Source organism: Streptomyces sp. NBC_01320 (genome assembly GCF_035974375.1).
GTDB classification, from domain to species: Bacteria; Actinomycetota; Actinomycetes; order Streptomycetales; family Streptomycetaceae; genus Streptomyces; species Streptomyces yanii.
On record NZ_CP108390.1, the window covers coordinates 6305901 to 6328053 of the forward strand.

Annotated in this window: 16 protein-coding genes; 5 read left to right on the forward strand and 11 right to left on the reverse strand. The window is 70.6% G+C overall.

Annotated features, from left to right (window positions below; genetic code table 11):
* Window positions 1–17: 17 nt before the first annotated feature.
* The 3 genes from OG395_RS28670 to OG395_RS28680 form a co-directional block, all read right to left on the reverse strand.
* Entirely contained in the window at window positions 18–776 is a 759-nt protein-coding gene (locus OG395_RS28670) for a class I SAM-dependent methyltransferase (protein WP_327245496.1), read from the reverse strand.
* Between the two features lie 79 nt (window positions 777–855).
* Window positions 856–1512: a response regulator transcription factor gene (locus tag OG395_RS28675; protein WP_327249490.1), complete on the reverse strand. Its 657-nt coding sequence runs from the start codon at window positions 1510–1512 to the stop codon at window positions 856–858.
* Window positions 1513–1523: 11 nt separating this feature from the next.
* Window positions 1524–2825 (reverse strand): sensor histidine kinase, encoded by a 1302-nt coding sequence (locus OG395_RS28680; protein WP_327245497.1) that lies wholly within the window; start codon window positions 2823–2825, stop codon window positions 1524–1526.
* Between the two features lie 165 nt (window positions 2826–2990).
* On the opposite strand from OG395_RS28680, the gene OG395_RS28685 reads away from it, so the two are divergent.
* Window positions 2991–3812, forward strand: a complete 822-nt coding sequence (locus tag OG395_RS28685) for a translation initiation factor IF-2 (protein ID WP_327245498.1) — start codon at window positions 2991–2993, stop codon at window positions 3810–3812.
* A 57-nt stretch (window positions 3813–3869) separates the two neighbouring features.
* On the opposite strand, the gene OG395_RS28690 is transcribed toward OG395_RS28685, so the two are convergent.
* From OG395_RS28690 to OG395_RS28705, 4 genes are all read right to left on the reverse strand, one after another.
* Window positions 3870–5882 carry an NAD-binding protein gene (locus tag OG395_RS28690; RefSeq protein ID WP_327245499.1) on the reverse strand — a complete coding sequence of 671 codons (2013 nt, stop codon included), beginning with the start codon at window positions 5880–5882 and terminating at the stop codon, window positions 3870–3872.
* A 39-nt stretch (window positions 5883–5921) separates the two neighbouring features.
* Window positions 5922–10928: a DNA repair ATPase gene (locus tag OG395_RS28695; protein WP_327245500.1), complete on the reverse strand. Its 5007-nt coding sequence runs from the start codon at window positions 10926–10928 to the stop codon at window positions 5922–5924.
* A gap of 234 nt (window positions 10929–11162) precedes the next feature.
* Window positions 11163–13277, reverse strand: coding sequence for a flotillin family protein (locus tag OG395_RS28700; protein WP_327245501.1), 2115 nt, complete (start codon window positions 13275–13277; stop codon window positions 11163–11165).
* A 97-nt stretch (window positions 13278–13374) separates the two neighbouring features.
* Window positions 13375–14034, reverse strand: coding sequence for a hypothetical protein (locus OG395_RS28705; protein WP_327245502.1), 660 nt, complete (start codon window positions 14032–14034; stop codon window positions 13375–13377).
* A gap of 289 nt (window positions 14035–14323) precedes the next feature.
* Between OG395_RS28705 and OG395_RS28710 the strand changes: the two genes are divergently transcribed.
* Both OG395_RS28710 and OG395_RS28715 read left to right on the forward strand, forming a co-directional pair.
* On the forward strand, window positions 14324–15394 hold the full coding sequence (locus OG395_RS28710; protein ID WP_327249491.1) for a PucR family transcriptional regulator: 1071 nt from the start codon (window positions 14324–14326) through the stop codon (window positions 15392–15394).
* A gap of 336 nt (window positions 15395–15730) precedes the next feature.
* Complete coding sequence (locus OG395_RS28715; protein ID WP_442818609.1) at window positions 15731–17236, forward strand: MFS transporter; 1506 nt, start codon at window positions 15731–15733, stop codon at window positions 17234–17236.
* A 56-nt stretch (window positions 17237–17292) separates the two neighbouring features.
* Here the strand turns inward: OG395_RS28715 and OG395_RS28720 are convergent, their stop codons facing one another.
* Both OG395_RS28720 and OG395_RS28725 read right to left on the reverse strand, forming a co-directional pair.
* The gene (locus tag OG395_RS28720; protein WP_327245504.1) at window positions 17293–17673 is read right to left on the reverse strand and encodes an SAV_915 family protein; all 381 of its coding nucleotides are present in this window, start codon (window positions 17671–17673) and stop codon (window positions 17293–17295) included.
* Window positions 17674–18203: 530 nt separating this feature from the next.
* Window positions 18204–18659, reverse strand: coding sequence for a tellurite resistance TerB family protein (locus OG395_RS28725; RefSeq protein ID WP_327245505.1), 456 nt, complete (start codon window positions 18657–18659; stop codon window positions 18204–18206).
* Between the two features lie 160 nt (window positions 18660–18819).
* Here OG395_RS28725 and OG395_RS28730 point away from each other — a divergent pair, with 160 nt between their 5' ends.
* Both OG395_RS28730 and OG395_RS28735 read left to right on the forward strand, forming a co-directional pair.
* On the forward strand, window positions 18820–19278 hold the full coding sequence (locus OG395_RS28730) for a BlaI/MecI/CopY family transcriptional regulator (RefSeq protein ID WP_327245506.1): 459 nt from the start codon (window positions 18820–18822) through the stop codon (window positions 19276–19278).
* Window positions 19279–19281: 3 nt separating this feature from the next.
* On the forward strand, window positions 19282–20223 hold the full coding sequence (locus OG395_RS28735; RefSeq protein ID WP_327245507.1) for a M56 family metallopeptidase: 942 nt from the start codon (window positions 19282–19284) through the stop codon (window positions 20221–20223).
* Window positions 20224–20242: 19 nt separating this feature from the next.
* On the opposite strand, the gene OG395_RS28740 is transcribed toward OG395_RS28735, so the two are convergent.
* The gene (locus OG395_RS28740) at window positions 20243–21481 is read right to left on the reverse strand and encodes a cation:proton antiporter (RefSeq protein ID WP_327245508.1); all 1239 of its coding nucleotides are present in this window, start codon (window positions 21479–21481) and stop codon (window positions 20243–20245) included.
* A 2-nt stretch (window positions 21482–21483) separates the two neighbouring features.
* Window positions 21484–21954 (reverse strand): cation:proton antiporter regulatory subunit, encoded by a 471-nt coding sequence (locus OG395_RS28745; RefSeq protein ID WP_327245509.1) that lies wholly within the window; start codon window positions 21952–21954, stop codon window positions 21484–21486.
* Between the last annotated feature and the right edge of the window lie 199 nt (window positions 21955–22153).

The window sequence follows — 22153 nt, forward strand, 5'->3', positions numbered from 1 at the left end:
GCCGTCCTTCATCGCGATCAGATTGGCCTGCACGTAAGAGATGTTGTTCCTGGAGTGCCAGTCGGTCGGGAAGTAGGTGACCAACCGTGAACGCTGGAAGCGGGCCCGGATTTCCGGTACGAAGGCGCGGTACTGGTCGTCGGTGTATTACCAGAACGAGTTCTCGTTGTAATAGGCGACGTGCGTCGGGTCCTGGTAGGCGCCCCGGCCGTCGAGCTGGGAGTCCGGGAAAGGAGCATGCCACCCGGTGCCAGCAGGCGGTACAGCTCGTTGATCAGCGGAATCTTCGCAGGCACGTGCTCCAGGAAGTCCACAGCCCGGAGCAGGCCGACCGAGTCGTCAGGGAAGTCCAGCGGCCCGGGCAGCGTCGCGACGATGTCGACGCCGTCCCTCGGACGCTGGTCCACTCCCAGGTAGCCGGGCGGCTTGCGGTGCGCGGCGCCGAGGTCCAGCGCGAGGAGTCCGCGCCGCTTGGTCCAGGCGAGTGCGTTGGCCTCAACGTATTTGTCGTACAGGGCGACCGTCTCGCGCTGGATGTGCGCGTTGACTTCGGTGTCGCGCTGGGTGTTGTGAGGGTGCTGCCGCTGCAGATACAGGCAGCGCGGGATCAGGTGGAAGTCACCCACCTGGAAGAGACGGCACATCAAGTCCTGGTCGTCCAGCACCGTGCGCGTGGCATCGTACCCACCGACCTGCTCGTACGCGCCGTTACGGAACACCCGCACATGGTTGGGGGCGTACGAGATGTACGAGACGTTGTGCGGCGTCGGCGCCATGGAGACGGCCTGCAGGAGCTGACGACCGTCGACACGTCACTCGGTTCGCTTCGCCACGCAACGCGGCGAACCTCACGATTCACGCGTCAGGCGTCAGACCGGCGTCCCGGGCGGCCAGTGCCGCCTGGACGCGATTTCCGACTCCCAGTGTCGTCAGGATGCGACTGACATGGGCTTTCACCGTACTCTCGCTCATCCGCAGCCCCCCGGCGATCTCGGAGTTGGTTGCCCCCTCCGCGAGCAATGCCAGGACATCGCGCTCGCGTGGTGTCAGCCGGCCCACCCGTCCGCGCACAGCCGAGGCCCCCGGCCGGGCGCCGCGATGGTAGCGGTCGATCAGCCGACGTGCGGCGGACGGATGCAGCATCGCCGAACCGGCGGCCACGACATGTACGGCCCGCAGGATCTCCGCAGGGTCCGAGTCCTTGAGCAGAAACCCGTCGGCGCCCGCTGCCAAGGCCTCGTACACATACTCGTCCAGGTCGAAGGTGGTCAGAGTGATGATGCGAGGGGCATGCGGCAGTGTCCGCAGTCGCGCGATGGCCGCGATGCCGTCCAGCCTCGGCATCCGCACATCCATCAGGGCGACGTCCACCCGATGGGCGGCAGCCTCCTCCACGGCCTGGAGGCCGTCCGGCGCCTGGGCGACGACCTCGATGCCCGCGTCGGTCGCCAGTAGGTCGGTCAGGGCCAATCGGACCAACGCGTCGTCGTCCACCACCATCGTGCTGATGATCCGAGCCTCGCTCATGTCTGCCCGATCCGATTAACGGCCCGCTTCCCGATCCTCTTCACCACACCCTTGCACGTGGCCTTGGCCACGCCTTTGCCGACGGTTCTGCCCGCTCGTCTGCCGACAGGTCCGGCCGTGCGGGTCGCGCCGTTTTCCTCGAAGGCTCTTCGGGTCGGCTCACCGTCCGGGGCACTCATGGGGAGGCGGGCCGCGAGCCGCCATCCCCCATCCGGCTCCGGACCGTGGGCGAGAGAGCCGTGCAGCCCGGCCACCCGTTCGGCGAGCCCGATCAGGCCGAAGCCCCGGCCGGCGCCTCCATCGGCCCGTGAAGCGGTCACTGCCGGCGGCGAGTTGACCAACTCCACCTCCGTGGCCGGTGCGCCGTAGTGCACCCGCAGTCGCACCGCCGTGCCCGGTGCGTGTTTACGGGCGTTGGTGAGACCTTCCTGAACGAGCCGGTGCACCGCGAGGAGGTGAGTCGCGGGTGCGGCACCGGGTTCTCCCGTCAGTTCGGCCACGACATCCTGACCGATGGTCCTTACCTCGTCGAGGAGTTCGGACAGGTTCCGTAACGCAGGAGCAGGCACCTTTCTCTGCACGGGATCCCTCCCGTCCTCCCGCGCCGCATCGTCCTCCGCACGCAAGGCGCCCAGCACGTCACGCAGATCGGCCAACGCCTGTGACGAGGTGGCGCGCAGCAGTGTGATCCGCTCACCGATCTGCGGCGGCAGCGATTCCGCGCGCAGTGCGAGTACCCCGGTGTGCAGCGCCAACAGGCTCAGCCGATGGGCCAGCACATCGTGCATCTCGGCCGCGATCCGGGCCCGCTCCGCCAACCTGGCCTGCTCGGCACGGAGTTCGACCTGTTCGCTCAGCGAATCGATGAGCCGCCGACGGCTGTGCCACCACAACCCGGCCGTCAACGCCAAAGCGAACAGCAGCCCGGCGCCGTACGCCGGCGTCATGCCTCCGCTGAGCGGCGGCGCACACACCCAGGGAAGCGCACCGGTGATCACACCCGCTGCCACCGCCACCCGCACCCGGCCCTGTGCCGCCAGGTGGAAAACCATCACCGTCATGGGTTCGTACGCGCCCTGCGCACCCAGCGCCGCCCCGGCGAGAAGGACCACAGCGAGCGGACTGCGCCAGCGAAGCGGCAGCGCGAGCGCGGCGACGACAGCCAAAATCGGTCCTACGGAGAGCAGTTGCATCTCGAAGCGGGCTTTGGCCAGCCCCTGCGCGACGAGTAGCAGCACCCCGCCGGCCAGCAACCACTCCGTCCACACCGGACCCCTGTGGGGGTATTTGTGTTCCACCGACCGATTGTAGGTAGTTGTGGGGGTCGGGGCCCATCGGTCTTGGGTCGCTGCCACCCCCTACTTTCGTCGGGGTCGCGTACGCCTCGGTGACGACGTCCGTACCGGTTCACCCGAACACAACGGCCGATTCCCGAAGGGCGCCCGCTACCTAGCGTCACTGGCATGACTTCATGGCCCCGTTTCACCGACACCCGGCTCTTCGTCACCGAGGCCGCGCGTGGCTTCCGTATCACCGGCGCGGTCGCACCCAGCAGCCGCCGACTCGCCGCCGCCCTCGCCGCACCGGTCACCGAGCGGGCCGGACAACCCCTGGATGTACTGGAGGTGGGCGCAGGAACCGGCCCCGTCACCCGCTGTCTGCTGTCGCTGCTCGTCCCGGGAAGCACTCTGGACGTGGTCGAGGCGAACCCGCGCTTCGCCGCCGTCCTGCGGAATGTCGTCCGTGAATACCGACCGGGCCGGGAGGAACACGCGGGGCACGCGCGGACGCGGGACTGCCGCACGACGCATACGAAGGTTCCGGACGACCACCCCGGCGAGGCGTTCGCGGCAGTGCGGAGCGAGGGCGGTGTCCGGGTCAGGATCCACGAAACGAGGATCGAGTACCTGAACACAGGGCAGTCCTACGACGTCATCGTCTCCGGCCTGCCCTTCACCAATTTCGTCCCGGACACGGTGACTTCACTCATGGACAGATACATCGAACTGCTGCGTCCTGGCGGATCGTTGACGTACTTCGCGTACGTGGGTACCGCCCCGGCCCGCAGGCTCGTCGCCTCTGCGGGCGAAGCGGCCCGTCACCGAGCCGTCGAGACCGTGCTCGCCGGGTACCGGCAGCGCGGCAGGGCGGTCGGACGCACCGTCTGGGCCAATGTCCCCCCGGCCCGCGTCTGGCGGGTTCACCCGACGCCTTCTCCTGGTGGCGAAGCAGATCAGGCGCACTCCTCTCTCGTCCGGTCACGCCTCGGACAACGCACCTCGTGAAAGTGCGGGGTACACCGGGCCCCGCCCGCTTCCCGATCGAAGGTAGCCCGCCAGCCTCTAACGCGGTGTCACTGCCCGTCGTCTACGAAGGAGTTCCGCGAGTCCGCGCCGGGTCGCCGCGATCACCACGCGGTCCTCGGCGCGCAGCACGTACCCCGGGTGCAGGTTCCAGATCAGGCCCGACGGGCGGTCCGGGGAGGCGGGTGCGACGGTCGTCAGGCCGGGGTGGCGGTCCTCGTGCGGGGTCGTGTCCAGGGCCAGCACTCTCCATGCCCCCGCCCGGAACGCCTGCTCGACCGTCCGACCCTCCAACTGCGGGTGGCCCGCCACCTCGATCGCGGCGAACAGCATCACCTTCCGCTCGACCGGGATCGCGCCCAGGATCTGCCGTCCCATCATCGCGACGGCGAAGGACGGGGCAGCCAGATGGGAGACGGACCGGGAGCGGGTCAGGGCCTGCGGGTGGGCGGTGCGCAGGGTGCGGTAGACGGCGGTGGCGAACTCGTCGTCGAAGAGGCGCAGCGCCACCCGCAGATCGGGCTTGACCGAGCGGGCGTAGAGCGCCGCCTCCAGATTGGTGGTGTCGATGCTGGTCAGAGCGAGAAGGGCGCGGGACCGCTGGATCTTCGCGGCTTCCAGGACGCCCTCCTGGGTGACATCCCCGAGGACGACAGGTACGTGCAGCCGCCGGGCCACCGGGATCCCGCGTGCATCCGGGTCGTCCTCCACGCACACCACGGGGATGTCGAGCTCGCGGAGCCGGACCAGCACCCTCGTGCCGATCTTGCCGAGCCCCAGCAGCACCACATGGCCGGAGAGTCCGCGCGGCGGGCGGCGCAGGGACGACGCCGTACGCAGGGAGCCGAACGCTTCGAGGACGCCCGCCACCAGCAGCGGCAGCAGCATCAGGCCGGCTATTCCGGACAGCAGTTGGATGATTTGCCGCGCGGTGGGGTCGCCGATCGCCGGGTCACCCATCCCGAAGAGGTCGAGCAGGGTCAGGTACGCGGCGTGCAGGGGGTGGTCGCCTGTGGTGAGGGTGGAGGCGACGGCGAGGGCCAGGACCGCCGAGCCGACCCCCAGCGCCGACCAGCGCAGACGGCGCGAGAAGATCTGGCTCAGTGGGGCGCTGCGGCCCCCCATGCGCAGCTTCGGACCATCCGGTGCGGCCTCGCGGATGGCTTCCAGGACCACCGTGCCGCGCCCGGTCGCCGCAGCCACCTGCTCCTGGTCGGGCAGGAGTTGGGGTCCTTCGGCGCCGCTGCTGTCGGATCCTTCGGCGCCCGCCGGGTCGTGGGTGGTGGAGGAGAGCAGGGCGAGCGTGCAGAGTCCGGGGTCGGCGACCTCGCCCTGCCGGGGCGGGGTGCGTTCGACGGCCCGCAGGAGCAGGCCCTCCGCCTGGACGACCTTGCTGGAACCGGTGAGCGCGGTCGCGGCGAGTGCCGGGGCGGCGGTGTCGGCGTCGGAGAGGACGGTGGTGGACGCGTCCAGCGCCGTCGGGTCGAGTCCGGGGACGGCGACCGCGGCGGCCTGGTCGAGAAGGGTCTCCAGGTACTGCCCGAGCTTGCGGTTGTAGAGCCGGATGACCAGCCGGACGCGGGGGTTGAGGCGACGGGCGGTCAGCGCGGCGCGGATGTTGCGCTCGTCGTCGTCGTAGACGAGTGCGAGTGCGGCGGCGGTGTCCACACCCGCTTCCTCGAAGGCCTCGTCGGACGGCTCCGCAGCCTCCAGGATGCGAACCGCCTCGACGCCGCCGTTGGTGTCGTTGTCGGAGTTTCCGGAGTTTCCGGAGCTTCCGGTGGTCCCGTTGCCGCCGTTGCCCAGGTTGCGGTTCATCGCCGCCGACATCCGGCCGAACAGCGTTGCCGCTCGGCCGCGTTGAGTCAGGGGCAGCTCAGGCCTGCGCGGATCGCGCCCCGGCGGGAGAAGGAGTGTGACCCGCTCCCCGTAGACGTACCGCAGCTCCACCGCCAGCCGCCGGGCCAGTGCGTCGTCGCCACAGATGATCATGTGGGCGCTGAGGGGGGAGCGTTGGGGCTGCTGGGGAAGTGTGGACACGAATCCCAGCATGCCTTGTACACCTCCCGGTGTTCGACTCATTCCGGCCGGTCAGTGATCTTCGTGTGTCGTCGGGGTGCGTGGAGCCGCGTGCCGGGCGGACCGCTCCGGGCCCGCGAGCAGGTGACGTGGGTCCGATGCGCGGACGATGGCGGCCTCGACCGCTGCGATCCGGTCGGAGAGCAGGCCCAGTGCTGCGACCGCACGCGAGGCGGTGTCTGTGCTGCTCGGATGGGGTCGAGGGTTCTGGGAAGGGGTGCCGTCCGGGCCGCCGAGTGCCTGGGTGCGTACGTACGAGGCGGTGATCGCCGCCCATCGGTCCGCCTGTTCGGCGGTGAGGGTGCCGCGCAGGGCGGCCAGTTTCAGCAGGTTGGACTCGGCGCCCGTGGTGAGTGTCTGGGCCTCGCCCGCGTAGTGGTCGTCGATGACGGCGGCCAGTTCGGCGTCGTTCATCACGGGCACGATCCGCTCGGCGATCTTGTTCATGTTGCGGTACGAGCCCTGCAGCCGGAAGGGCGGCTCGGTGCGCGTCGCGTCGGTCTGCGCGGCCGAGGCGATGTACGCGGCGTTCACGGCGAGAACGGTGTCGCGGGCGGCCACGAGGTGGCGCAGGACCGCGGTGATCCTGTCCAGCTCGGCGGGGGTGTACGGGTGGTCGAAATGGTCCGCATGGGCGAGGGGTTCTCCCCCGCTCGGAAGCATGCGAGAGCTGGCGGAAGGGTCCGTTGCGGAGGCCAGGCGGACGAGCAGCGCGAGGTCCTCGCGGGAGCGGCCGGCGAGGGGGGCCAGCACCGGGTTGGCGGTCAACGCGTTCTCGATGAAGCTCAGCGCGAAGACGTCGTCGCGGCCACTCAGCACCTCGCCCAGGTTCCACACGTCGGCGCGGTTCGCGAGCATGTCCGGGATCCGGAACTGTTCGCCGGACTCGGTGTACGGGTTGCCCGCCATGCACACCGCGAACCGCTTGCCCCGCAGGTCGTAGCTGCGCGGTTCGCCGTCCCGGACGCCCTCGATACGGCGGGTGGCGTCACAGAGGGGGATGAACTTCTGGAGCAGTTCGGGTGACGTGTGCTGAATGTCGTCCAGGTAGAGGAGTGTGTTGTTGCCCGCCTCCAGTGCGAAGTTGATCTTTTCGATCTCCCGGCGGGCGGTCGCGCTGCGTGCCTGCGCGGGGTCGAAGGAGGTCACGTCGCGGCCGAGCGACGGGCCGCTGATCTTGACGAGTACCAGGCCGAGCCGGTCGGCGACGTACTCCAAGAGTGTCGTCTTGCCGTAGCCGGGCGGCGAGACGAGCAGCAGGAGGCCCTGCGAGTCGGTGCGCCGGTCGGCGTCGGCCGTGCCGAGCTGCTTGGCGAGGCTGTCGCCGATCAGCGGCAGGTACACCTCGTCGAGGAGCTGATTGCGGACGAATGCGGACATCACGCGCGGTCGGTGGTCGTCGATCCGCAGCCGGGCGCGTTCGGCGGTGACGAGGGCGGTGCGGGTTCGCTGGTAGGCACGGAAGCCCGGGACGGTATGCGCACGGAACTGCTGCGTGCGGTCGAGGAGGTCATCGAGACGGACGGTCAGGTGGCCACGGTCGATGCGTGGATGGGTGCCCAGCAGACCGTCCACGGTCGCCGTGAGCGGTGCCTCGCAGTCGTAGCGGGTGAGCTCCCGCTCCGGACAGAGTTCGACGGCGACCGCCTCGGCGAGATCACCGCTCGGGAGGTCCGTTCCGCTCGCGGAGGCGTACGAGGTCAGCCAGCCCTCGACGAGCTGGCGGCGGGCGGGGAGGTCGTCGCGGAGGGCGTCCAGATCCTCGTCGTACGCCGACGTTCCGGTTGTGCGGCGGAACTTGTCCAGGAAGGTGCGGGCGGTCGCGCTCGTGACGAACCCGGCGGGGCCCGAGGTCAGCTCCTCGAAGAGGTACGCGGCGACGGCATGCGCGTCATCGGTCCCGATCCTGGCTGCCCATTCCTCCTGGAGTGTGGTGATCGCGGGCGCCGGACCGAAGGTCTCGCGGGCCCGGGCGAGAGAGGCGGCCCGGCGCGTCCAGGAGGCGCGGAGGGCGTCGTCCGTGTCGTGCGTCCAGAAGAGCTGCGCCGCCGCTCGTACCGAGGGCGGGACACGCAGCAGACCGGCGCCGGCGTGCAGCCGCAGCAGTGTGGTCAGGATGGCCGCGGCGTCCTCGTCGTGGACGCCGCGCTGATATCCCTCGTCGTACGCGGCCGCAGCCGACTCCCTGACGAGAAGGGTGAGTTCGGCCGGTTCGCGGGCGGCCAGCGCATCCGCGCCGTGCTCGTCCAGGAGGCGGGCTGCGAGGTGTTCGGCGCGGTAGACGGACGGGGACTCCGAGGGCAGCAGCTGGTCCCAGTACGGGCGGGTCGCCTCGAACGCCGGGTCGGTGACCGGAGCCCGGTAGTCGGTTCCGGTGACGGCGAACGCGAGCCGGTCCCCGGAGGGCACGAGCGTCAGGTCGAACGGCTGGGTGTTCACGGCGAACCGGTGCCGGCCGAGCCGGATCGTCGCCCCGCCGTCCGCGTACAGCTCGCTGCGGTCACGCAGGGCCCGCCCCGCCTCCTGGCGGGCCGCCTTCAGCCGTCCGTCGAGCTCCTCGGCCCGCACCGGGTCGCCGAGCCCGCGCAGTTCTTCCGCCGTGCGCCGGACCTTGGCGACCATCGGGTCGGAGGCGAAGTACGTGTGGACGGCGTCCAGGTCCGGGAGGGCGGACAGCCGCCGCGAGACGGTCTCCAGGACCCGGGCCGCCGAGTCCGCCAGCCGTTCGGCGCGGCGGGCGCGGTCATCCTGCAGCGTCTGCTTACGGGCCGAGAACGCCTCGTACACCTCGGTCCGCCGCTCGGCCAGCTCGGCGAGGAATCCGTCGTACTCGGCGAACCGGGACTCCAGGTTCTCCAGCTGAAGCAGGAGCCGGGCCAGTTGTTCGTCGCACGCGTCGGGGGAGTCCGTGACGGCCAGCGCACCCGTGACCGCCTGCCCGAGCAGGGCGAACTCGGCGGCGAACTCCGCCCGCCCCTCGTGATCGAGGAGCTCGCGACGGCGCGCGTCGAGCGTGGCCCGGGCCCGGTTCACACCGCCGAGGACCTCGGCGATCCGTTCCAGGATCGATGTGCGGACGGTCGCGTCCCCGATGTCGAGCCCGGCGACGACATCGGTGACCGTCGCGAGCCCGTCCGTCATCTCGGTCAGCCGGTCGCCGAGCGCGGTCGCGTCGGCGACGGTGGCGAGCGCGGACGCGTCGGCGGTGAGCTGCTCGATGTCGTGGTGGTAGCCCGTGAACGCGTCGTCCCGGCTCAGGAACGTGACCGCGCGCTGGGCGGCGGAGGTGAGATCGGCGGCGGTGGCCGCCGTCAGCTCGGTGATCCGGTCGGTGTCCGCGTACCGCATCTCGCCGAGCGTCGCCAAGCGGCCGTGCGCGCGGCGCAGTTCGGTGAGCTGGGAGACCCAGGCGGCGGCCGAGCGCGGGGCTTCACCGCGGATGCGGCGGACGAGCGCGGTGAGGTTGTCCGCCGCGTCGGTGAGTGCCTCGGCGGCCTGCCGGGTCAGCTCCTGCACCGTCTCGAACTCGGCGAGGACCTGCTGCGCGGTGTCGTGGAGAGCGGTCAACGGGCCACTGAGCGAGCCGAGGTCGGGGTCGGTGAGCCAGTGGTAGCGGTCGGTGGTACGGATGCAGTCGGCGACCAGCCGGGCGTACACGGCCGTCGTCGGCGTGGTCCGCGTCGCGCTGGTCGCCAGCGCGAGACAGTCGGAGATGCCGTGTACCAGATCGGCGTTGCCGACCCGGGCGAGCGGCCCCGTCCCGGCCGGGCGGGAGGCGGCATGGGTGTCGGAGACGTACGGGGTCTGCCAGCGCTGCACCGCGTGCACACGGGCCGGCTCGGCCGACGCGGTGTCCTTGAGGAGGACGAGGGTGCCGTCGTCGAGCAGCGCGTGGCCGCGGCAGAGCAGCGGGGTGGCGACCTCCTGGCGGATCAGGTTGTAGGGGAGGAGCAGGCCGCGGCCGCCGTCCCGGGAGCGGAAGACGTAGAGGACGTCCTCGCCGTTGGGAGAGCGGACGGCCCCCTCGAACACCGGGTCGGCGAGCGGCTCGGCGAGGTCGAAGGTCTTGGCGGCGCCGGTGGTGAGGTACGTGCCGCCGGGGAAGATGATCCCCTGGTCCTCCGGCAGCCGGTGGCAGGCGGGCCCGATGGCGTCGAGGCGCTGCACGGTGGAGAGCAGCGTGTTGAAGACCAGGTGGCGCCAGGCATCCTCGTTGTACGGGCGGATCCGCAGCAGGGTCAGGGGGCCGACCTCGGCGTACTCGACGTCGGCGTCGGCGAGGGACTGGAGGGGTTCGGTGACCGGCTCCTCGTAGATCCCGTCCGGTGTGTCGGTGTCGTCGGCCGTCTTGACGGTCAGGGTGCCGCCGAGGGTGTCTACGAAGAGCGCGCCGCTGCCGCCGATCGCGATGTGCGGGTGGCGCCCGGGGATGTGCGACTCGCGGCCCGCCACGGTCCAGGTGAAGTCGTGCGAGGGCGGGAAGACGTGGTCGCGGTCGCCGCGCGCGTCGAGGAACGCGCCGGGGGAACCGTCCGGGGCGAGTGCCCAGCGCAGTACGCGGATGCCGTCGGCGGTCTCGCCGGTACGGAACACGGCGAGGAGTCGCCCGTCGACGCGGCGGAGACGGAGCAGGCGGGCGTCACGGTAGTAGCGGTGCAGGGTGGTGAATTCGCGTACGAAGGCTTCGTCGGCGAGGAGAGCGTCCCGGCCCGGTGACAGATCGGGTCCGTGGAGGGTGAGTACGTCCCCGACCTCGGCGTCGCCGCGTGCGCCCGGTCCTCGCTCGAAACCGAACAGCAACTGCCCGCCCACGGCGACGAGATCGCGGGGCACGGAGGCGCGCTCGGTATGGATCCGCTCGGTGGCCAGGAGACGGAGGCGCGTCGAACCGAACTCCTCGGTGCGACGGGTGTTGAGTGCTTCGGCGCGGTGGGTGAGCTCGGTGGCCTGTGCGGTGAGGCGGCGCCGCAGTACGTCGTAGGTGCCGGCGTCCACGGTGGAGGTGGGGTCGGTGTCCATGCGTACGGCTCCCTGCGAGATGTGGGTCGGGTGGCGCGGCCGCCGGCCGCGGTTTGTCCTCGAACGCCGGACGGGCTCGAAGTGGCTACCCATTCGGGCCCGTCCGGTGATTGAGGGCGGAACCGGACCGGTGGGGCCCGAGGCCCGGGTGGGCTCCCGGGAGGTGGCCGTCCCATCGAGCCCGTCCGGCCTCCGAGGACGGAGCGGCCACCCCCGCGCCCGGGCGCGACGTGCCTACGCCACCGGCGTCCCGTTGCGCGACACGGGTACATCAGGGGCATCCGCCAGAGCCCCGACCGGCAGGTCCGCCAGACCGAGCTTTCGCGCCGAGTCCAGGAGTTGGCGGACCTGTCCGGCATCCGCACCCACTCCCGGAGCCGCCAGCATCCGCATCAGCAGCGCCGACACCGTCAGGTTCTGTACATCGCCCGTCGAGACCGACCCGAGCACCCGCGTCAGGTCGTCCGTGAACGACGACGACCCGTTCAGCCACGGGCCTGCGAGTGCCTTCGCGGTGTCCGAGTTCTCCACGAACCCGTCCACGCTCTTGCCGAGCGAGATCGACGAGACGAGCCGGTCGAAGAAGACCGAATCCCCGCCGACGATGTCGATGTCCGCGTTCTCCAGACCGGTGGCCAGGACCGTCGCCTGCGCCTGGGCGACCTGTCGCTGCACATCGAGTCCGGCCAGCCGGATCTCCTTCTCGGCGGCGAGCCGCAGCCGGTACTCCTCGTGCCCGCGCGACGCGTCGTCCAGCGCCGCCATCGCGGCCGCCTTCTCCGTGAGCCCGGCCGCCTCCGCCTTCAGCTTCTCGCCGATCATCGCCGCGTCCGCCGTGGCCTGCGCCTGCGTGCCCTCGGCTGTGGCGAGAGCCTTCAGCCGCGCACCCTCGGCCTCGGCCTTGAGCCGGGCGGACGTGGCCCCGGCCTCGGCGAGACCGGTCTTCTCGATGACATCGGCCGCCGCCTCCCGTACCTGCACCTCGGCAAGTCCGGGCGCCGCGGACTCCGCCTGGACGCCTTCGGCGAGCCGCAGCTTGGCCCGGGCGTCGAGGTCCGCGCTCTTCAGGCGGGCCTCGGCGAGTGTCAACTGCTCCGCCGCCCGGTGCGTGGCCGCCGCCTCGGCCGCCTCCGCCGCCTTGATGTCCTTGACCAGCTTCTCCTGGGCCTCCGCCTCGGCCGCGATGATCACCGACTTGCGGGTGCGCTCCGACTCCTCGACCGCCCGCAGCGTCTTGATGGACTCCTCCTGCTCGGCGACCGTACGGTCCACCGCGATCCGCTCCCGGATCACATCGGCGACCTCGCGGCGCTCGGCCTCGACCTCCTTCGTCGCGGCGATCCGGTTCAGCTCGGTCTGCCGTTCGCGTCCGATGACCTCGATCAGCCGGTCCTTCTCGATGCGCTCGTTCTCCACCGCGATGACCCGCTCGCGGTTCTTCTGCGCAACGGCGATCTCCCGCGCCTGGTTCTCGCGCTGGATGCCGAGCTGCTCCTCGGTACGGATGAACGCGGCCTGCGCGCCGAGCCGTTCCTCCTCCTGGACCCGGGCTGTCGCCGCCTCCTCGCGGGCCCGCAGCGTCTCGACCTCGCGCCGCTGCTTGATCTCGGCCTCGGCCTGCCGGCGCTCCAGCTCCAGGATGGTCTCGCGGGCATCGACGTTCTGCCGGGTGATCTCCTTTTGCTCGGTGCGCTGGTACTCGTTGGTGCGCACGTGCTCGATCGCCGTCAGCTCGGTGATCTTACGAATGCCTTGCGCGTCGAGGATGTTGGCGCCGTCGAGCTGCGCCATCGGCGTCTGCTCCAGGTGGTCGATCGCCGCGTCGTCGAGGTGGTAGCCGTTCAGGTCGGTGCCGATGACCCGGATGATGCGGTCCCGGAACTCCTCGCGCTTGGTGTAGAGATCGACGAAGTCCAGCTGCTTGCCGACCGTCTTGAGTGCCTCGGCGAACTTCGCGGCGAAGAACTCCTGGATGGCGGCCTTGTCGCTGGCCCGCTCGGTGCCGATGGACTGGGCGACCTTGATGACGTCCTCGACGGTCTTGTTCACCCGTACGAAGAAGTTGATGTGGATGTCGGCGCGGATGTTGTCCTGGCAGATCAGGCCTTCGCGCCCGGTGCGGCGCAGCTCGATCGTCTTCACCGAGATGTCCATGTACTCGGCCTTGTGCAGGACCGGCAGGACGACGGCTCCGGTGAAGGTCACGTCGACCTTCTTGGTCTTGGAGATGATCAGGGCCTTGCCCTGTTCGACCTTGCGGAAGAGCCGGCCGATGACGAGGAGCAGGGCGATCGCGATGAGCAGGACCACGGCGACGAGCACACCGAAGCCCAGGGAGATGGCATCCATGACAGTCCTTGGCGGCTGGTGAGGAAGGTGAGAAGTGCGGGGCGCCCGGCGGAGCGGGCGGTCGTGTGCCGTGCGCCCGGCAGGCGGGGCGGGCGGCTCAGCGGGTACGGCGTCGGGAGCGCGGCAGCGGCCGTGGGGGCTTGGGCGGGCCCGGGTCGAGCGTCACGTCGTACGGCGAGACCCAGAAGAACTCACCCTCGTCGTCGTACGCGTACAGGAGCCCCGCACTGCCCGCGGTGAACGCCGCCTCATCGGTCTGCCGCAAGAGCCTGACCTGCACGATCGCGGTCGAACCGTCGGCTGCCGCGACCTCGGCCTGGCCGAAGTCGGAACTGACGGAGCCGGTACGGACGGTGCAGACCCGGCCGAGGAAGTCCTGCCGGGACGGCGGGAAGTCGGCCGGGAAGTGGCGCCGGTAGAGGTGGACGAGGACCCGGACCACGGCCCAGGAGATCAGCAGCGCCCCGGCGAGCACGGCGCAGGCGAGTGCGGCCCGGGGGGTGCCGGTGACCGCGCTGCGGTGCAGCAGGACGGACCCGGCCAGGCTGGTGAACCAGGCGACGACGACCATCACGGACACCGAGACGGCGACCGGCACACCGCCCATCCCGGCCAGGTCGGTGTCGAGGTCGGTGTCGAAGGAGTGATGGTCGGCCGCGCCCGCCAGGACCAGCAGCCAGAAGCAGATGACGACGATCAGCGCCGCGCCGAAGAGGACGGCGGGGAAGGAGGATGCGGCTCTCAGGAATTCCTGCATCGGTCCACTCCCCCTGCCTGTCGGTGGGGGTGCGGTGGATGGGGCGTCCGGCGGTGACTCCGGTGGCCGCGGCGCCGCCGATATGCGGCGTCGCGGCTGCCGGGTCGTCCCCCGTCCCCGTATCCCCCGTGTTCCCCCGGTTGGTGCTGGGCCTGATCATGACAGCCGACGTCGTCGTCTCGCACTGCCGGAATCCGGCAATCTTTGTACGTTTTTGATGCCGGGCACCGACACCTGCTCATATGCGTTGAGTGGGTGTCAGTGACGCATCAAAACTGGAGGCATGGGCGTGCCGGAGCCGGAGATTCCCGACGAGTATCTGGGGGAGTACGCCCACATCCTGGAGGAGGTCGCGGAGACCGGCCGCCGACTGACCCGTGATGAGCTGGACGCCCGCCGCGCCCTGGGCCGCCGGGCGGCCGAGGCGGGATTTCAGCTGCGCGCCCTGGTCGGTCTCCATCTGGCGGCGACCCGCACCGCCTGGCCGCGCGCCACGGCCGCGTACCCCGCGTCCACCGACTGCGTGCTGGCCGCGGTCGAACAGGCCATCGACGCGATGGCCGAGGGGTTCGAGCGTGCCCAGCGGCTCACCGTGCGGCGGGAAGAGGCGGCGCGCCGCGAGTTCATCGACGATCTGCTGTACGGGCGGAGCGATTTGGGCCGGCTTGCCGAGCGGGCCACCCGCTTCGGGCTGCGGCTGTCGCGCGCCCACGCGGTCGCGGTGGCGACGGGCCCGGCGGCGTACACCGAGACGGATGCGGTGCCCCGCATGGTGGAGGCGGCGCTGCTCGCCCGCTTCGACGGCCGGAAGATCCTCCTCACGACCAAGGACGGGCGCCTGGTCTGCATTGCCCCGAGCGCCCAGCCGGACGTCCTGCGCTATTTCGCCAAGCAGGCGCATGCGGCGACGGAGGGCGGCACGGTCGCGGTCGGCCGCCCGCACCGGGGCCCGGGCGGCGTCGTCCAGTCGTACGACGAGGCGCTCGACGCGCTCGACCTGGCGGCCCGGATGGACCTGGAGGATCCGGTGCTGTACGCCGCCGACCTGCTGGTCTATCCGGTGCTGACCCGGGACCGGCAGGCGATGGCCGATCTGGTCCGCAGTGAGCTCGGCCCGCTCCAGGAGGCGCGAGGGGGCGCGGAGCCCTTGCTGAAGACGCTCGCCGCCTACTTCGACGCGGGCTGTGTCGCCGCAGAGACGGCCCGCCGGCTGGCGTTGAGCGTGCGGGCGCTCACCTACCGGCTGGAGCGCATCCATCAGCTGACCGGCTCCGACCCGTCCGACCCGATGCACCGGTACACGCTGCAGACCGCGGTGATCGGTGCCCGGCTCCTGGACTGGCCCGCCAAGGAACTCTGACGGCCCAGTCGGGACCAGGCGGCTCTCAGGGCTGTTCCTGCCGTCCCTGGCGGGCGCACGACGACAGCTGCGGCACCTCGCCGCGTTGTCGGAGCGCTCGGATACGCCCCATTTGAGGACGCCTCTCCGCCTTGCGATGCACCGCATTCGGCGCCGCGCCCTGATCCAGCAGGGATGACGGGACAGCCCCTGGCCCCGGCAACCCTCCCGCATGCGGGGATGCGGACCTGCCTTTAGCGTGGGTCCGGGGGATTCGGGGGGTGCGCATCGAGGGAGACCCGGACCATGGCTCGTCACTCACGTCATGCGCGGGAGCCTGTCGAGGGGGAGCCCTCCGTGAGTGGTACGAGAGAGACCGCCACCTCCCCGCCGTCCCGCCCCGCATTCGACCGTGAGCGCGGTCCGTCGCGCCGGTGGTGGGTGCTGGCGGTGATCGGTCTGGCCCAGCTGATGGTGGTGCTGGACGCCACCATCGTGAACATCGCCCTGCCGTCCGCCCAGCAGGACCTCGGCTTCTCCGACGGCAACCGCCAGTGGATCGTGACCGCGTATGCCCTGGCCTTCGGCTCACTGCTGCTGCTCGGCGGCCGGATGGCCGACCTGGTGGGCCGCAAGATCGCCTTCCTGACCGGTCTGGTCGGCTTCGCGGTCGCGTCGGCAATCGGCGGCGCCGCCCCGAGTTTCGAGGTCCTGGTCTTCGCCCGGGCACTCCAGGGCATGTTCGGCGCCCTCCTCGCCCCGGCCGCGCTCTCCCTCCTCACCACGACGTTCACCGTCCCGAAGGAGCGCGCCAAGGCGTTCGGGATCTACGGCGCGATCGCGGGGACGGGCGGCGCGGTGGGGCTGCTGCTCGGAGGGATCCTCACCCAGTACCTGAACTGGCGCTGGTGCCTGTACGTGAATCTGCTGTTCGCCCTGGTCGCCTTCCTCGGCGGCATCCGGCTGCTCGCCGCCGGTGCCCCCGCCGACCGCCGCAAGCTCGACGTCCCGGGCACCGTCCTGGTCTCGGCGGGGCTCTTCTGCATCGTGTACGGCTTCTCCAACGCCGAGTCGCACCCCTGGGGTTCACCGCAGACCTGGGGCTTCCTGCTGGCGGGCGGTGTGCTCCTGGCGGCGTTCGCCTGGTGGCTGACGCGGGCCGCGCATCCACTGCTACCGCTGCGGGTGGTGCTGAACAGGAACCGCGGGGCGTCGTACCTGGCGATGTTCATCGCCGGCGGCGGCATGTTCGGCGTCTTCCTGTTCCTCACGTACTACCTGCAGAGGACTCTGCACTACTCGCCGGTGACCACCGGTCTCGCCTTCATCCCGATGGTCTGCTTGATGATCGTGACGTCGATGACGACGACCAATGTGCTGGTGCCGCGCTTCGGCGCGAAACCGATCGTGCCGCTCGGCATGGGCATCGCCGCGGTCGCCATGGTGTGGATGACCAGCCTGGACCTGACGAGCAGCTACCCCACCCATGTGCTGCCCGCCCTGCTCGTCCTCGGCCTGGGCCTCGGCGCGATCTTCGCCACGGTGATGAACCTGGCCACGTACGGGGTGGCCGCCCGCGACGCGGGTGTGGCCTCGGCGATGGTCAGCACCAGCCAGCAGATCGGCGGTTCGATCGGCACGGCGCTGCTGAACACCCTCGCCACCAGCGCCGCCATGAACTATCTGTCCGACCGCATGGTGACCCCCGCCAATGTCGCCCGGGCCCAACTGCATAGCTACTCCACCGCGTACTGGTGGTCGGCGGGCTTCTTTCTCATCGGGCTGGTGGTGACGGCGGTCCTCTACCCCAGGGGCGCACCCCGGCCCCAGGTGGTGGAGGAGTCGGCGCCGGTCCGCGCCTGACAACCGGGCCGGCTCCCCCGGACCTCGCGGCACAACGCCTTTCCTGCCCGTGCTCGTCAACACGGGAGCGCGAGCGCAACAGTTGGACCGGTCTGTGGATCCGCGTCGTGCCGGCACAGCTCACGGGAACCGGGCAGGGATGGCTGGGCGGTCAGCTGTGGATCGATGGTGAGGGCGGAGATGCCGAGCGGAGCCCCGAGGGCGCGCAGGGCCGGTTCGGAGAGCCTGATCCAGGACTGACCGGCGCCGAGAGTGGCGGTGAGCTGTCGCACGGAGGTGAAGCCGACGGCGGTGCGGCCGCCGAGGGGCGTACGGAAGAACCGTGCTGTACATCGGGCGGCAACGCCGGTGGGACCCGGCCGGACGGGGACGAAGAGCAGTCCGGCCGGGACGGGTTCAAGAGGTTCGAGGTCGTCCGTTTCGGCGCAGTCGGACATGGTTGTTCCTCCTCGATGTGCCTGCGTGCTGTGGCACTGATGACGTTATGCCCGTAGTTGAGGGGAACGGATACGCCCCTGACGCCGACCTGACGCAGGACCCCGCCTCCGTGACGCGATGCATACGCGGCATGGAGGCGGGGTCCTGGGGGTGGGCGGCCGGGGATTCGCTCGGGGGAGTCGCGAGTCCCCGGCCTGGCCGGGCGCTGTCCGATGGTCAGTCGGACAGCGGTGTGTTCCCGGCGGTTGGGGGGCCGTCCGGCCGGCCCGAGAGGGCGTCCGAAGCTGGTGGGGAGGGGTACTGGTGCCCCTCGTGGCAGGCTGTGCCCCGTCGCACCGTCCGGCACGCCCTCCCCCAAGGCCTTGAGGGCCAGGGGGACCCCCTTCCGCGTCGGTCAAAAGCCCTGGTGGCTCATTCCCCAAGCTCTCCACTCCGTTCGAGCAGGGGAGACCCCGTCCAAGGACGTCCGGCCGCCTTGCGATCGCACCGGACGATGCTCCTCATGGGGCAAACATCGCCGGTCACGGCATTAGAGGTCGAACTCGTGCGGCGGGAGGTCGAGCGCGAAGCACGCCTCCCGGACGACGGCCTGCTCCGACTTGTCGAAGTCGCCGTCGGCGCCGCCGATGACGATGCCGATCTGGATGACGGCACGCGCCTCGGCCGGCTTCTTCTTCGCCTTGCCGATCTCCTGGAGCACGCTGACCTTGCCGAAGGCGAAGTCGGCGGTGAGCTTGTTCACATACTCGTTGAAGCGCCGCTGCAGGTCGTCCGCCGGGAAGTTCTGCAGCACTTCGTTGGTAGCGATGAGCGAGGCGACGCGCTGGCGCTCGGACGGGTCGATGGAACCGTCGGCGGCGGCGACCAGGGCGCACATGGCCATGCTCGCGTCGCGGAACGCACCGCTCTTCAGGTCGTTCTTCTTCGCCTCGAGCTGCGACTGCATCGTCGTCGCGGATTCCTTGATCCGATCCCACAGTGCCATGACGTCTCCATACGTTGCGTTGCTTTGCCGGAACGAGATCCAACTCTACAGACGTGTAGAAGTTAGCAGGATGATCGCCCGCTGTATCCGGGAACCGGCCTTCAGTACGATGCTGCGACGCCGTGGCCGACGCGGCATCGCACGAAGGGCAGTCACCACGATGGACACGGCCGGGGCCAGCCACCACCCGCACAACGAACTGCCCGACGACAACGTGCCCCCGGCGGGCCCCGCCTGCGACGGCCGACGCCCCCGCAAGCGCGGACAGGGCGAGCTGGAGGCCCAGATCCTGGCCATTCTGCGCTCGGCGAACGGCCCCGCGACGGCGGGCTGGGTGCAGGAACACCTCGACGGCGACCTCGCGTACACCACCGTCATCACGATCCTGTCCCGTCTGTACGCGAAGAAGTACGTGACCCGTGCCCGCCAGGGCCGCTCCTACACCTGGACGTCCGCCTCCGACGAGGCCGGTCTCGCCGCGCTGCGGATGCGTCGGGTCCTGGACGGCGAACGGGACCGCGAGGCCGTACTCGCCCGGTTCGTCTCGGCGCTGTCCCCGGGCGACGAGGAACGCCTGCGCGCGCTGCTGGCGCAGACGACGGAGAAGGACGAGGACTGACCGATGGGCGTCTTTGTCTACCTGCCCCTCGTACTGCCGCTGACCGCGCTGCCGATCGTGCGCCTCGCCGAACAGCATCTGCATCCACGCAGCGCCACCCGCCTGCTCGCGGCCGTCGGCACGACGCTCGCCCTGTGCAGCACGGTGTGCCTGGCGCTGCTGATGGTGGTGGGTACGGCCCAACTGCCTGGCAATCCGCTGCCGGACGGCTGGTCGGACCCGGAGGTGCGGGCGGCGGTGCCGTACGAGGAACGGGCGGGGGTCGTCGCCATCGGGGTGCTGGTCGCGGTCTTCGTGGCATGCGGGGCGACGGTCCACCGCCATGTACGCCAACGCATCCGGGTGACCCGGGCCCTGCAGTCCCTCCCGTCGCAGCCGTCCTCGGTCGCCGTGCTCCCGGACCCGGAGCCGTACGCGTACGCACTGCCCGGAGTCCCCGGCCGGGTGGTCGTGTCGACGGCGATGATGGAGTGCCTGACCGCGCGTGAACGTCGGGCGCTCGTCGCCCACGAGCAGGCCCACCTGACCGGCCGCCACCACCGCTACCTCCTGGCCACCCAACTTGCCGCGCGGGCCAACCCGTTCCTGCTGCCACTGCGTACGGCGGTGGCGTACAGCACGGAACGGTGGGCGGACGAGGAGGCGGCGCAGGCGATCGGTGACCGGCGGGCGGTGGCGGGCGCGGTCGGCAAGGCGGCGCTCTTCGCGCACCGTTCGCCGACCGTCGAGCCCGCGTTCGCCGCGTTCGCGGCGGTGGGCCCGATCCCGCGCCGGGTCGCAGCGCTCCTGGAGCCGGTCCCGCCGACCCGGCTGTGGCCCCCCTCGTCCGCGCATGTCGCCTTCGCGGGACTGGTGGCCACGGTCGGAACCACGGTGTCCGCGCTGTCGTCGCTGAACGCGACGGTGACGCTGGTGCGGATCCTGCACGAGGCGACCCCGCTCTGAGAGCGGTTCGGAGGAGCTCTCAGTCGGCGACCGAGGCGCGCTCGACGACAGGCATCTCCTCGCGGGCGACAGGCACACTGCCGCCGGAGGCGCCGCCCCCGCCGTCCCGCCACGTCTGGATCCTGGCCACGACGGGCTGCGTCCAACGGGCGGTGAGCGGACCGATGATGACCAGAATCAGGACGTACGCGGTGGCGATGGGCCCGATACGGGGCTCGGTCGCCACGGCCAGACCGGCGATGACGATGGAGAATTCGCCGCGCGCGACCAGCGTCCCACCCGCCCGCCACCGTCCACGTGAGCCGATCCCGGCGCGCCGGGCGGCGTACCACCCGGTGCCGATCTTGGTGAAGACGGTGACGACGGCCAGCAGCAGCGCGGGCAGCAGCACGGGCGGAATGTCGGACGGATCGGTGGAGAGACCGAAGAAGACGAAGAAGACGGCGGCGAACAGATCGCGCAACGGCGTCAGGAGCTTACGGGCCCCCTCCGCGACCTCCCCCGAGAGGGCGATCCCGACGAGAAACGCCCCCACCGCCGCGGACACCTGCAACTGCTGTGCCACACCGGCCACCAGGACGGTCAGCCCGAGCACGACGAGGAGCAGCATCTCCGGATTGTCGGAGGACACGGCCCGGCTGATGAGCCGGCCGTGCCGCAGCGCCACGTACAGAACCAGGCCGACGGTACCGAGGGCGACCAGCAGGGCGATGCTGCCCCCGGCCAGACCGGCACCGGCGACCATCGCGGTGAGCAGCGGCAGATAGACGGCCATCGACAGATCCTCGATGACGAGAACCCCGAGAACGACAGGCGTCTCCCGGTTCCCGAGCCGCCCCAGATCGGTGAGCACCTTCGCGATGACCCCCGACGAGGAGATCCAGGTGACCCCGGCCAGCGCGACGGCCCCCACGGGCCCCCACCCGAGCAGCAGCGCGGCCACCGCGCCGGGCGTCGCATTGAGTACGAAGTCGACGGCCCCGGACGGGTACTGCGTCTTCAGACTGGTCACCAGCTCGGACGCGCTGTACTCCAGCCCCAGCAGGAGCAGCAGCAGAATGACGCCGATCTCGGCGCCGACGGCGGTGAACTCCTCACTGGCACCGAGGGGCAGCAGCCCCCCGTCCCCGAACGCCAGCCCGGCCAGCAGGTAGAGCGGAATCGGCGAAAGCCCTATCCGCCCGGCGAACCGCCCGATGATCCCGAGCCCCAATATGACGGAGCCGAGCTCCACCAGCAGTGCGGTCGTGTCGTGCACGGTCAGCCCTCCGCAATGATCTCGGAGAGCGCATCGACGCCCTCACGCGTACCGACGACGACCAGCGTGTCCCCGATGGCCAGCCGGAAGTCCGGCCCGGGCGACGGATGCGCACTGTGCGTCCGAAGCACGGCCACGATCGACGCCCCGGTCCGCGTCCGGGCCCGGGTGTCCCCGAGCAGCCGGCCCCCGTACGGGGAGCGCGACCCGAGCGGTATGTGCTCGGTGACGAGGTCGATGCCCTCGGTCCGCACGGCATCGATGGGCGCGGAGTCGATGAGGTGGGCAAGTCCGGTCGCCTCGTGTGGAGTCAGGGCCACGGAGAGCTGACATGAATCGGGATCGTCGCGCTCGTAGAACCCGATGAACCGGCGCCCGTCGTGGTGGACGACGACGGAGATGTGCTGTCCCGACTCGGTGATGTAGTCGTACTGCACACCGACTCCGGGCAGCGTGGTCCGGTGGGTTCCCATGGCTTCCTCCTGAGGCGCGCGGCGACATGACGACGCACTTGGTGATCTCTTTAACCTTCCATTACCTTAACCGGAGGCTTCCGCCGCCTGGCGTTCGCGCGCACGGAGACGCTGCTCACCTGCGGATACGGCGTGGTCGGTGCGCGGCCGCCGGGACGCGGCCGAGGTCCGGACGCAGCCGTGCCCGGCGGTCCGCTGC

Excerpts from the sequence above, each read along its gene's own strand:
- OG395_RS28670 (WP_327245496.1), bottom strand. The coding sequence starts at position 776 with ATGGCGCCGACGCCGCACAACGTCTCGTACATCTCGTACGCCCCCAAC.
- OG395_RS28695 (WP_327245500.1), bottom strand. The coding sequence starts at position 10,928 with ATGGACACCGACCCCACCTCCACCGTGGACGCCGGCACCTACGACGTA.
- OG395_RS28700 (WP_327245501.1), bottom strand. The coding sequence starts at position 13,277 with ATGGATGCCATCTCCCTGGGCTTCGGTGTGCTCGTCGCCGTGGTCCTG.
- OG395_RS28685 (WP_327245498.1), top strand. The coding sequence starts at position 2,991 with ATGACTTCATGGCCCCGTTTCACCGACACCCGGCTCTTCGTCACCGAG.
- OG395_RS28745 (WP_327245509.1), bottom strand. The coding sequence starts at position 21,954 with ATGGGAACCCACCGGACCACGCTGCCCGGAGTCGGTGTGCAGTACGAC.
- OG395_RS28690 (WP_327245499.1), bottom strand. The coding sequence starts at position 5,882 with ATGCTGGGATTCGTGTCCACACTTCCCCAGCAGCCCCAACGCTCCCCC.
- OG395_RS28725 (WP_327245505.1), bottom strand. The coding sequence starts at position 18,659 with ATGGCACTGTGGGATCGGATCAAGGAATCCGCGACGACGATGCAGTCG.
- OG395_RS28720 (WP_327245504.1), bottom strand. The coding sequence starts at position 17,673 with ATGTCCGACTGCGCCGAAACGGACGACCTCGAACCTCTTGAACCCGTC.
- OG395_RS28705 (WP_327245502.1), bottom strand. The coding sequence starts at position 14,034 with ATGCAGGAATTCCTGAGAGCCGCATCCTCCTTCCCCGCCGTCCTCTTC.
- OG395_RS28735 (WP_327245507.1), top strand. The coding sequence starts at position 19,282 with ATGGGCGTCTTTGTCTACCTGCCCCTCGTACTGCCGCTGACCGCGCTG.
- OG395_RS28730 (WP_327245506.1), top strand. The coding sequence starts at position 18,820 with ATGGACACGGCCGGGGCCAGCCACCACCCGCACAACGAACTGCCCGAC.